Origin of the sequence: Phytobacter diazotrophicus, assembly GCF_052061655.1 — a bacterium.
GTDB lineage: Bacteria > Pseudomonadota > Gammaproteobacteria > Enterobacterales > Enterobacteriaceae > Phytobacter > Phytobacter diazotrophicus.
Window position 1 is genome coordinate 239,368 of record NZ_CM125428.1, and the last position, 12,744, is coordinate 252,111.

6 protein-coding genes are annotated in these 12,744 nt (G+C 56.6%); all 6 read left to right on the top strand.

Going from position 1 to position 12,744, the window contains the following annotated elements; all coding sequences use genetic code 11:
• The first annotated feature begins 11 nt into the window (after positions 1-11).
• On the top strand, positions 12-776 hold the full coding sequence (gene bcsQ, locus ACS0RQ_RS01130; RefSeq protein WP_271849359.1) for a cellulose biosynthesis protein BcsQ: 765 nt from the start codon (positions 12-14) through the stop codon (positions 774-776).
• Positions 773-3,370, top strand: coding sequence for a UDP-forming cellulose synthase catalytic subunit (gene bcsA, locus ACS0RQ_RS01135; protein ID WP_271849358.1), 2,598 nt, complete (start codon positions 773-775; stop codon positions 3,368-3,370). The genes bcsQ and bcsA overlap by 4 nt, the downstream gene beginning before the upstream one ends.
• 25 nt (positions 3,371-3,395) lie before the next feature.
• Positions 3,396-5,807, top strand: coding sequence for a cellulose biosynthesis cyclic di-GMP-binding regulatory protein BcsB (gene bcsB / locus ACS0RQ_RS01140; protein ID WP_271849357.1), 2,412 nt, complete (start codon positions 3,396-3,398; stop codon positions 5,805-5,807).
• 6 nt (positions 5,808-5,813) lie between these two features.
• Positions 5,814-6,920, top strand: a complete 1,107-nt coding sequence (gene bcsZ, locus ACS0RQ_RS01145; RefSeq protein WP_271849386.1) for a cellulose synthase complex periplasmic endoglucanase BcsZ — start codon at positions 5,814-5,816, stop codon at positions 6,918-6,920.
• Positions 6,902-10,393 carry a cellulose synthase complex outer membrane protein BcsC gene (gene bcsC, locus ACS0RQ_RS01150; RefSeq protein ID WP_271849356.1) on the top strand — a complete coding sequence of 1,164 codons (3,492 nt, stop codon included), beginning with the start codon at positions 6,902-6,904 and terminating at the stop codon, positions 10,391-10,393. The genes bcsZ and bcsC overlap by 19 nt, the downstream gene beginning before the upstream one ends.
• A gap of 217 nt (positions 10,394-10,610) precedes the next feature.
• The gene (gene hmsP, locus ACS0RQ_RS01155; protein WP_271849355.1) at positions 10,611-12,617 is read left to right on the top strand and encodes a biofilm formation regulator HmsP; all 2,007 of its coding nucleotides are present in this window, start codon (positions 10,611-10,613) and stop codon (positions 12,615-12,617) included.
• The last annotated feature ends 127 nt before the right edge of the window (positions 12,618-12,744 follow it).

The following is a 12,744-nucleotide window of genomic DNA, read 5'->3' on the forward strand; positions in this document are numbered from 1 at the left end:
GGAAGCCGTGGATGGCTGTATTGGGGTTACAAGGGGTACGCGGCGGTGTGGGCACCACATCAATTACCGCGGCGCTTGGCTGGGCATTACAACTTTTAGGGGAATCGGTACTTGTTATTGACGCCTGCCCCGATAACCTCCTGCGCCTCTCATTTAATGTTGATTTCGACCACCCCGATGGTTGGGCGCGCGCGCTTCTCGACGGCAAAGACTGGCGCGACGCGGGCCTGCGTTATACCTCCAGCATCGACATTCTGCCCTTTGGCCGCCTGACGGATGCCGAATGGGAAAACCAGCACCTCTTATATGATCCGCCTGGTCAGCTAACGACGCTATTACAGGCGCTGAAAACACAGCAGCGCTACCAATGGGTGCTGGTTGACTTACCGCACGGCTGCTCGCCGCTGGCGCGCCAGTTTCTTGAATATTGCGACCACACGCTGGCGGTGGTGAAACCGGATACCAACTGCCACGTCCGCCTGCATCAGCAGCGGCTGCCGACAGGCGCGCACATCCTGATTAATGATTTACGTATTGGCAGCCAATTGCAGGATGACCTTTATCAGGTGTGGCTTCAAAGCCAGCGCAACCTGATGCCTGTTCTCATCCACCGTGATGAAGCGATGGTGGAATGTCTGGCAGCCAAACAACCGTTGGGGGAATACCGGAGTGATTCACTGGCGGCGGAAGAGATCCTGACGCTGGCAAACTGGTGTCTGCTGCACTGTTCGCCCGCAGTCACGCCAGGGGAACAACACGCGAGGGTGCCTGAATGAGTCGTCTGGCCGCCTGGTTTCTGACCCCCCCGGTATATGCCCGCTTAAGCGAGCGCTACCGCTTTTATCGCCGGAATAAGGCGTCGGGGTTCAGTGCGGCATGCGGCTGTTTCTGGGTAGCACTGGCATGGCTGTTTCTGCCGCTGGAAAACGATCGCTGGCAGCGGGTGCGTGAGCAGCATCAGGCGCTGTTTCCACACATTAATCCGGACAAACCGCGCCCGCTTGACCCGGCACGTTACCTGTTGCAGGTTCTCTGGCTGCTGGCAACTTTGCCACAGCATGTGGCAGCGCAGGCGCAGAAACCTGAACGCGTCCATAAGCTGCGCGAACGTTACCATCGCTGGCTGGATTCTCTGCCCACCCGCGTTTCTGACCAGACCCGCCACCTGGACAACCAAAAAGAACTGGGGCATCTCAGCCGGGGAACGCGACGTTTCATTCTGGGGATTATCATCACCTTTTCACTGATTCTGGCAATTGTCTGTATTACCCAGCCGTTTAACCCACTGTCGCAGTTGATCTTCTTGCTGCTGTTATGGGGTGTGGCCCTGTTGGTCCGCCGTATTCCGGGGCGTTTCTCCGCGCTGATGCTGATCGTTCTGTCGCTAACAGTCTCCTGCCGCTATATCTGGTGGCGCTATACCTCGACTCTGAACTGGGATGATCCGGTCAGCCTGGTGTGCGGCATCGTGTTGCTGTTCGCCGAAACTTATGCGTGGATTGTGCTCATTCTCGGCTATTTCCAGGTGGTCTGGCCGCTTAATCGCCAGCCGGTGCCGCTGCCAAAAGATATGGCTCTCTGGCCGTCGGTCGATATTTTTGTGCCCACCTATAACGAAGATTTAAATGTGGTGAAAAACACCATCTATGCGGCGATGGGTATCGACTGGCCGAAAGACAAACTCAAAATCTGGATCCTTGATGACGGCGGCCGGGAAGAGTTTCGTCAGTTTGCTCAGACCGTGGGCGTGGAATATATCGCCCGTACCACCCATGAGCACGCGAAAGCCGGGAACATCAATAACGCGCTGAAATATGCCAAAGGCGATTTCGTTTCGATTTTTGACTGCGACCACGTGCCGACGCGCTCTTTCCTGCAAATGACCATGGGCTGGTTTATCAAAGAAAAAGATCTGGCGATGATGCAGACGCCGCACCACTTTTTCTCGCCGGACCCGTTCGAGCGCAACCTTGGCCGTTTTCGTAAAACGCCAAACGAAGGGACTCTGTTCTACGGGCTGGTTCAGGACGGCAACGATATGTGGGATGCCACCTTCTTCTGCGGCTCGTGTGCGGTCATTCGTCGTGGTCCGCTGGATGAGATTGGCGGTATCGCGGTGGAAACGGTCACCGAAGATGCCCATACCTCGCTGCGCCTGCATCGCAGAGGACATACTTCTGCCTATATGCGTATTCCCCAGGCCGCCGGTCTGGCAACGGAGAGTCTGTCGGCGCACATCGGCCAGCGTATCCGCTGGGCGCGCGGGATGATTCAGATTTTCCGTCTCGATAATCCCCTGCTCGGCAAAGGGCTGAAACTGGCGCAGCGTCTGTGTTACGTCAACGCCATGCTGCACTTCCTCTCCGGGATCCCGCGACTGGTGTTTCTCACCGCGCCGCTGGCGTTCCTGCTGCTGCATGCCTACATCATCTATGCGCCAGCCATCATGATTGCGCTGTTTGTTTTGCCGCACATGATCCACGCCAGCCTCACAAACTCCAAAATTCAGGGTAAATATCGCCATTCGTTCTGGAGTGAAATCTACGAAACCGTACTGGCCTGGTATATCGCACCGCCGACCCTGGTGGCGCTCTTTAACCCTCACAAGGGCAAATTCAACGTCACCGCAAAAGGGGGACTGGTCGAAGAAGAGTATGTCGACTGGGTTATCTCCCGGCCCTATATCTTCCTTGTTTTGCTGAACATCGTCGGCGTGCTGGTAGGCATCTGGCGTTATTTCTACGGCCCGCAAAACGAGATTTTAACGGTCTTCGTCAGTATCGCATGGGTGTTCTACAACCTGATTATTCTCGGTGGCGCGGTGGCGGTATCGGTGGAAAGCAAGCAGGTTCGTCGCGCGCACCGCGTGGAGATCGCCATGCCTGCGGCTATCGCCCGCGAAGACGGTCATCTGTTCTCCTGTACCGTGCATGATTTCTCCGACGGCGGCCTGGGGATCAAAATCAACGGCCAGGCCCAGGTACTGGAAGGGCAGAAAGTCAGCCTGCTCTTAAAACGCGGCCAACAAGAGTATGTCTTCCCGACAATGGTCGTGCGCGTTTCCGGCAATGAGGTGGGGCTGCAATTAATGCCGCTGACCACGAAACAGCATATCGATTTTGTGCAGTGTACGTTTGCCCGTGCGGATACATGGGCGTTGTGGCAGGACAGCTTCCCGGAAGATAAGCCACTGGAAAGCTTAATGGATATTTTAAAACTGGGCTTCCGTGGTTATCGCCATCTCGCGGAATTTGCTCCACCGTCTGTGAAAATGATTTTCCGGTCGCTAACCGTGCTGGTTGCCTGGATTGTGTCGTTTATACCGCGTCGCCCGGAACGTGAAGCGGTAATACAGCACCCCGTGACGTGATTGGCTCAACAATGATGAAAACGCGATGAAAAGAAAACTTTCCTGGATTTGTGCAGTGGCTGTGGGGATGAGCGCTATACCCTCCCTGATGACGTATGCGGCACCCGGTAACCCGGCGGCGCAAGCGGCCCCCACCGTGCCTGCCGTCGCGCCTGCGACACAGCCGGTGGCGACGCCTGCGCCGACACAATCGGAAACGCTGGTCCCTACCACCCCGACAGAGGGACAAACGCAACCGGCACCCCCAACCGGAAGCCATGCCACAGGGCAGGTGACGCCGGGCGTGACGCTTTCAAATGCGCCATCACGCGAGGTCAAGCTGACGTTTGCTGAGATTGCGCCGCCGCCAGGCAGTATGGTTCTGCGCGGTGTCAACCCGAACAATGGCATTGAGTTCGGCACGCGCAGCGATGAAGTGGTGTCGAAAGCGCTGCTCAATCTCGAATATACCCCGTCACCGTCGCTGCTGCCGGTCCAGTCGCAGTTAAAGGTCTACCTGAATGACGAACTGATGGGCGTGCTGCCGGTCACCAAAGAACAACTGGGTAAAAAGACCTTTGCGCAGGTGCCCATCGACCCGCTTTACATTACCGACTTCAACCGCGTGCGGCTGGAGTTTGTCGGTCACTATCGCGATGTCTGTGAAAACCCGGCCAGCACGACGCTGTGGATGGATATTGGCCGCAGTAGCTCGCTGGAACTTTCTTACCAGACGCTGGCCGTGCAAAACGACCTGTCGCACTTCCCGATCCCGTTCTTCGACCCGCGTGACACTCGTCCGTTAACGCTGCCGATGGTCTTCGCCGGTGCGCCGGATCTGGCAGAGCAGCAGGCGGCGGCGGTCATTGCCTCCTGGTTTGGTTCACGTACCGGCTGGCGGGGGCAGAACTTCCCGGTCATGTACAACGGTCTGCCGGATCGTAATGCGATTATTTTCGCCACCAACGACAAGCGTCCGGATTTCCTGCGTGACGCACCGGCGGTGAACGCCCCAACCATCACCATGATGAGCCACCCGAACAATCCTTATGTGAAATTACTGGTGGTATTTGGGCGCGATGACAAAGACCTGTTACAGGCGGCAAAAGGTATCGCTCAGGGGAACGTGTTGTTCCGTGGCAGCAGTGTCACCGTTGATGAAGTGAAACCACTGCTGGCGCGCAAACCCTATGATGCGCCGAACTGGATACGCACTGACCGTGCGGTCACCTTTGGTGAACTGAAAACCTATGAAGAGCAGTTGCAGTCCACGGGCCTGCAACCGGCGTCGATCAATGTCGCGTTGAACCTGCCGCCGGATCTCTATCTCTTGCGCAGCAACGGTATCGATATGCACCTGAACTATCGTTATACCGCGCCGCCGACCAAAGACAATTCGCGCATGGATATCAGCCTGAACAACCAGTTCCTGCAATATTTCAGTCTGGTCAGCAATCAGGATACCAACCGACTGCTGCTGCGCCTGCCAGTGTTACAGGGGCTGCTGGATGGTAAAACCGATGTTTCTATTCCGGCGCTGAAACTGGGGGCGGTTAACCAACTGCGCTTTGACTTCCAGTATATGAATCCCATGCCGGGTGGCACTATCGACAACTGCGTCACCTTCCAGCCGGTGCAAAACCGTGTGGTGATTGGCGACGATTCCACTATCGACTTCTCGAAGTACTACCATTTCCTGGCGATGCCGGATCTGCGCGCGTTTGCCAATGCAGGCTTCCCGTTCACCCGAATGGCTGACCTGTCTGAAACCATTGTTGTGGTGCCGCCAACCCCGACGGAGGGGCAACTGACCACGCTGCTGGACTCGCTGGCTACCGTCGGTGCGCAAACGGGCTTCCCGGCCATTAACGTGACATTGACCAATGACGGTACGCAGATTCAGGGGAAAGACGCCGACATCATGATCATCGGCGCGCTCCCGGAAAAACTGAAAGACGACAAGCGTATCGACCTGCTGGTTCACGCGGCGCAAAGCTGGGTGAAAACGCCGCTGCGCCAGACGCCGTTCCCTGGCGTGATGCCTGATGATGTTGATCGTCAGGCGGATGCGCAGACCTCGGTGTCGTCCAGCGGCCCGATGGCGGCCATTATTGGCTTCCAGTCGCCTTATAACGATCAGCGCAGCGTGGTTGCACTGCTGGCGGACAGCCCGCGCGGCTACGAGTTGTTAAACGACGCGATGAATGACAGCGGTAAACGCGCCTCGATTTTCGGCTCCGTCTCAGTGATTCGCGAATCGGGGGTGAACGGTCTGCGTGTGGGTGACATCTACTACGTGGGCCACCTGCCGTGGTTCGAACGTATCTGGTATGCGCTGGCGAACCATCCGGTACTGCTGGCGATTCTGGCCGCGGTGAGCGTGGTATTGCTGGCATGGGTGCTGTGGCGTCTGCTGCGTATTATTAGCCGCCGTCGTCTCGACCCGGATCACGAGTAAGCGGTGATGAAAGCGCTACGCTGGATAGTCATGGCGGCGCTTATGCTGGCGGCGGCGCAGGTAAGCGCCGCCTGTAACTGGCCCGCATGGGAGCGCTTTAAACAGGACTATATTAGCGATGGCGGACGCGTCATCGACCCAAGTGATGCCCGCCAGATAACTACCTCCGAAGGGCAAAGCTATGCCCTGTTCTTTGCCCTTGCGGCAAACGATCGCGATGCCTTTAAAACGGTGCTGAGCTGGACGCAAAATAACCTGGCGGAAGGGGATTTAAGCGCGCGGCTTCCCGCATGGCTGTGGGGGCGGAAAAACGAAACCGAATGGACGGTACTGGATACCAACTCCGCGTCGGATGCGGATATCTGGATTGCCTGGTCTCTGCTGGAAGCCGGAAGGCTGTGGAACATGCCGGACTATACCGGGATCGGAAAAGCGCTGCTCTCACGCATTGCCAAAGAAGAGGTGACCACGGTGCCCGGCCTTGGCTCCATGCTGCTTCCCGGCAAGATCGGGTTTGCTGATAACGATACCTGGCGCTTCAACCCTGGCTATCTGCCGCCCCAACTGGCCCAGTACTTTACCCGTTATGGCGCGCCCTGGACGACGCTACGGGAGACTAACCTGCGGTTAATTATGGAAAGCGCGCCGAAAGGGTTCTCCCCTGACTGGGTGAGTTATCAGAAAAATAAGGGCTGGCAGCTTACCGCCGATAAGCCGGTTATCGGTGGTTACGATGCGATTCGCGTGTATGCATGGGTAGGCATGATGCATGACAGCGACCCGCAAAAGGCGCGTATGCTGGCGCGCCTCAAGCCCATGGAAACCATGACGGCGAAACAGGGTGTGCCGCCAGAAAGAGTCAACGTGGCGACTGGCAAGGTACAGGGTAATGGCCCTGTGGGTTTCTCGGCGGCACTCCTGCCGTTTTTACAGGATCGTGATGCTCAGGCGGCGCAGCGTCAGCGGGTGGCGGATCGCTTCCCCGGCAAAGACGCGTATTACAGTTATGTTCTGACCCTTTTCGGACAAGGTTGGGACGAGCATCGTTTCCGCTTCACCCCTCGCGGTGAGTTACAACCTGACTGGGGCCAGCAATGCGCAAGCTCACATTAAGTTTATTGTCTTTCACGCTCGGCTTCTCAGTGATGCCTTTCGCGCAGGCGGCACCGGGCGCGCAACAACAACTGCTTGAACAGGTACGCCTGGGCGAAACCACCAAACGTGAAGATTTGGTACGCCAGTCGTTATATCGCCTTGAATTAATGGCCCCCGACGACCCGGATGTGATTGCCGCGCGTCTGCGCTATCTGCTGCGTCAGGGTGATAGTGCCGGTGCGCAAAAGCAAATGGCGCGGCTGAACGCTCTCGCACCAAACGCCAGCGCGACCAAAGCGTCGCGTATCACGATGGCGCTGTCGACACCCGAAGGACGACAGGCCTTGCAGGAAGCGCGTTTACAGGCCGCCACGGGGCATCCGCAGGAGGCCGTTGCCGCCTACGAAAAGATGTTTAACGGCAGTGCGCCAGCAGGCGATCTGGCGGCGGAATACTGGGTTCAGGTGGCGAAAGTCCCGGCGCGACACAACGAAGCCATTACTCAGTTGAAAGCCCTTAATGCCAGCAATCCGGGAAATGCCGATTTGCAAAGTACGCTGGCACGGCTGTTAATCGCCGACGGGCGCAACGAAGAAGGCTATGCCGTTCTTGAGCAAATGGCGAAAAACAACACCGGGCGCGATGCCGCAGCCAATCTCTGGTATCAGCAGATTCAGGGCATGGCCGTCAGCGAAAAAAGCGTGGCGGCTCTCCAGCGTTTCCTGAGCGTGTTCAGTGAAGGGGATACGGTTGTGACGGCGCGCCAGCAGCTTGATGCACAACAGAAACAGTTGGCTGACCCGGCATTTCGGGAGCGTGCCAGCGGGCTGGCGGCCGTGGAAGCGGGCAAGGGCGGCACGGCGATTGGCGCATTGCAGGATGCCGTAAGCAAAAATCATCAGGACAGCGAAGCCGTCGGGGCGCTGGGGCAGGCCTATTCCCAGAAGGGCGATCGTGCCCGGGCGGTGGCGCAGTTTGAGCGGGCCATCGCCCTCGATCCCAATAGCGATAATCGCGGCAAATGGGACAGCCTGCTCAAGGTGAACCGTTACTGGTTGTTGATTAAACAAGGCGATGCGCAACTGGCGGCGAAAAATCCGGCCCAGGCGGAACGCCTCTACCAGCAGGCGCGTGCGATTGATAATACCGACAGCTACGCGGTGTTGGGGCTGGGCGATGCGGCAATGGCCCGCAAGGATACCGCCGCCGCAGAGCGTTTCTATTACCAGGCACTGCGTATGGATAGCGGCAACAGCAACGCGGTACGTGGTCTGGCGAATATTTACCGCGCGCAGTCGCCGGAAAAAGCCGATGCCTTTATTCAGTCACTGAGCGCCAGCCAGCGGCGCAGCATTAACGATATTGAACGCAGCCTGACCAATGACCGACTCGCGCAGGAGGCGGAGCGGCTGGAAAATCAGGGCAACTGGGCGCAGGCCGCCGTATTGCAAAAGCGCCGTCTGGCGCTGGACCCGGATAGCGTCTGGGTGACCTACCGTCTGGCCAGTGATTTGCGCTCCGCCGGTCAACAGATTGAAGCCGACGCGCAGATGCGCGCGCTGGCGCGCAATAAACCGGCTGATCCTGAGCAGGTTTACGCTTACGGCCTCTATCTTTCCGGCAATAACCAGGAGAGCGCGGCGCTGGCGCACCTCAACACGCTGGCGCGCGACAAGTGGAACAGCAATATTCAGGAACTCTCCGACAGGCTGGAAGCCAATCAACGCCTGGCGCGGGCTAATCAGTTGCGCGATGCGGGCCATGAGCCAGAGGCAATCGCTTTTCTTCAACAGCAGCCTGCGTCGACGCGTATTGATTTGACGCTCGCCGACTGGGCGCAACAGCGGGGCGATACTCCCACGGCGATATCGACCTATCAGCGCGTGTTGAATCGCGAGCCGACCAATGAAGATGCGGTACTGGGGCTGGCAGAAATTTATGCCGCCGACGGCAACCGCATGGCTTCGCGTGAAATGCTGGCCAAATTACCGGCCACCACCCCGACTGCGCCACGGACGATCAATACCCAACGCCGGGTGGCAATGGTGCAGGCGGCGGTGGGTGATAATCATGCCGCCCGTCAGACTTTCAGCGAGATTGTGCCGCAGGCGAAGGGGCTACCGCCTTCGATGGAAAGCGCGCTGGTGCTGCGTGATGCGGCGCGTTTCCAGGTGCAGGAGGGGCAACCGCAGGCGGCGCTGGAAACCTATAAAGACGCGATGGTTGCATCGGGCGTGGCGGCAACCCGTCCCGCCAGCAATGACGAATTTACCTATAAAACCCGTAACAACGAGAAAGATGACTGGCTGAAACGTGGCGTGCGCAACGATGCCGCAGAACTTTATCGTCAGCAGGATGTGAATGTCACGCTGGAGCATAACTACTGGGGATCGAGCGGTACGGGCGGCTACTCAGATTTAAAAGCCCACACCACGATGCTGCAGGCCGATGCGCCGCTGGCTGACGGCAGGATGTTCTTTCGTACCGATATGGTGAATATGGATGCCGGAAAGTTCTCGCTTAAAGATGACGGGACATATTCGCCGCACTGGGGTACCTGTAATGAAGTGGCCTGTGAGGGTGGCGACCGCACCCAGACGGCTAACGGCGTGAGCGTTGCGGTAGGCTGGCGTAATAAGACCTGGGATATGGATATTGGCACCACGCCGATTGGTTTTAACGTGGTGGATATCGTCGGTGGCCTGAGCTACAGCAATGATATCGGGGCGATTGGCTACACGCTGAATGTGCACCGTCGCCCGATCTCCAGCTCCTTACTGGCGTTTGGCGGGCAGAAAGATAACGGCAATGGCGATCATCCTGGTACTACATGGGGCGGCGTGCGGGCGAACGGCGCCACCGCCAGCATGAGCTATGACCGTGGCGAGGCGCACGGCGTCTGGGCCTCTTTAGGCGCCGATCAGTTGACCGGGAAAAATGTGGCTGACAACTGGCGAGTGCGCTGGATGGCGGGGTATTACTACAAGCTTATCAATGAGAATAACCGCCGTCTGACCATTGGCCTTAATAATATGATTTGGCACTACGACAAAGACCTGAGCCACTACACCCTGGGACAAGGGGGCTATTATAGCCCGCAAGAATATTTGTCATTTTCGGTGCCCGTCACCTGGCGCCAACGTACGGAGAACTGGTCCTGGGAGTTGGGTGGGTCTGCCTCCTGGTCACATTCGCGTAAGAAAACGGAACGAAGCTATCCGTTACTGAATTTGATCCCGGCGGATTATCGTACCGACGCCAGCACCGCGCTGGAGGAAGGGAGTTCATCGAGCGGCGTGGGTTATACCGCCCAGGCGTTGGTTGAACGACGTATAAACGCGAACTGGTCCGTTGGCCTTGGCGTGAATATTCAGCAGGCGAAAGATTACACGCCAAGCCAGGGAATGCTCTTTATCCGTTATTCCGCCGCAGGGTGGCAGGGCGATATGGACATGCCGCCGCAGACGCTGACGCCATACGCTGACTGGTAATAATGAGGATAATTCCTGGGGGAAGCGTGGCGGGCGATATGGCCCGCCACATGAAATTTGTGCTTATTATTCCTTGTATTGCTGACGCTTTTCCCTCATTGCGTTGTCTCTGAGGCAATCTTGACGCCCCTTTATCTCAAACTGTCACGATAGGGTATACTCTGGCGGCGGAGTTGTATTTTATTGCCCTGCGCTTGTGTATCTCTGGAGAGTGATTTTGCGTGTCAGCCGTTCTTTAACGATTAAACAGATGACTGCGGTTTTTTCCGTGGCGATGGTGTTTATTTTCATTTTTTGCGTCATTTTGCTGTTTCATTTTGTGCAGCAGAATCGCTACAACACGGCTACGCAACTGGAAAGTATTGCCCGTTCGGTACGTGAACCGCTGTCCGAAGCCATATTAAAGGCCGATTTCCCAGAAGCGGAATCGGTACTTAAGCAAATTAAGCCTGCCGGGGTGGTTATCCGCGCGGATGTGGTGCTGCCAAACCAGTTTCAGGCGTTGCGCCTGCGATTTATTCCCGAGCGCCCGGTGCCTATGATGATCGCGCGGGTGTTTGAACTCCCTATCCAGATTTCATTGCCCATTTACTCCCTGCAGCGCCCCGCTAATCCACAGCCGATTGCCTATCTGGTGCTCGAAGCGGACTCTTATCGCGTCTATAAATTCGTGATGAGCACCCTTTCAACGTTGGTAACTGCTTACTTACTTTTGACGTTGATTATGACGGTGGCGATCACCTGGTGTATTAACCGATTGATCGTCCATCCGCTGCGCAAAATCGCCCGCGAACTGAGCGATGTACCGCAGCAGGACCAGGTCGGGCACCAACTGGCGTTGCCGCGCCACCATCAGGATGATGAGATTGGCAGTCTGGTTCGCAGCTATAACCGTAATCAACAAAACCTGCTGCGTCAGCATGATGAGCTGAACACCCAGTCGACCCTCTTCCCGGTATCGGAACTGCCAAACAAAGCTTTCCTGATGGCGCTGCTGGATCAGGTGGTGGCACGGCAGAAGACCACCGCGCTGATGTTTATCGCCTGTGAAACGTTGCAGGATACGGCGGGTGTGCTGAAAGAGTCACAGCGCGAGATGCTGCTGTTGACGCTGGTGGAGAAGCTGAAATCTGTCATTTCACCGCGGATGGTGCTCGCCCAGGTCAGTGCCTATGACTTCGCCATTATCGCCCATGGGGTGAAAGAGCCATGGCACGCCATAACATTAGGTCAGCAAGTACTCACTGTTATTAATGAACGCGTGCCCATTCACGGCATTCAGTTGCGCCCGAGTGCCAGCATCGGTGTGGCGATGTTCCATGGCGACCAGAGCGCGGAACAACTTTATCGACGTGCGGCTTCAGCGGCGTTTACATCGCGACGCAAAGGGAAAAATCAGATTCAATTCTTCGATCCAAAAGAGATGGAAGAGGCGCAAAAACGGCTGACGGAAGAGAGCAATATCCTGACCGCGCTTGAAAATCGCAAGTTTGCCATCTGGCTTCAGCCGCAGGTGGACCTCGCCACGAATGCGGTGGTGAGCGCCGAGACATTGCTGCGTATGGAGCAACCGGATGGCAGTTGGGAGCTGCCGGAAGGGTTAATCGAACGTATCGAGTCGTGCGGGCTAATGGTCACCGTGGGTTATTGGGTGCTGGAAGAGTCGTGCCGTCTGTTGTCTGCCTGGCAAGAGCGCGGGCTGATGATGCCGCTGTCGGTGAACCTCTCGGCGTTGCAACTGATGCACCACGATATGGTGCCGGACATGCTGGAACTGCTCAATCGCTATCGAATTAAACCCAACACCTTGATTCTTGAAGTGACTGAGAGCCGTCGCATTGATGACCCACAGGCGGCGGTGACTATTCTGCGCCCGCTGCGTAATGCGGGGGTGCGTATTGCGCTGGACGATTTCGGCATGGGGTATGCCGGGTTACGTCAATTACACCATATGAAGTCACTGCCGGTAGATGTACTTAAAATCGACAAAATTTTTGTTGAAGGCTTGCCTGACGACAGCAGCATGGTGGCGTCGATTATCCACATGGCCCGAAGCCTGGATTTAAGCATTATCGCCGAAGGAGTTGAAACCGAAGCGCAGCGCGAATGGCTGCAAAAAGCGGGTGTGGAAATCGTGCAGGGATTTTTGTTCGATCGCGCCATGACGCCGGAATCATTTGAAGCGCGTTATTTTTCGCCGTCAGACAATGCTGAAAAGGGTTGAAATGTTGCTGGCTTGTACGAGTCAGCTCTAATTTTTTAACATCATTGTTTCAAATTTGATGTGAGTATATTTCTGTCATGTTTTCTGGGTGTTATTTTTAACCCGCAGGCGCGAGAAATCCCTAAAA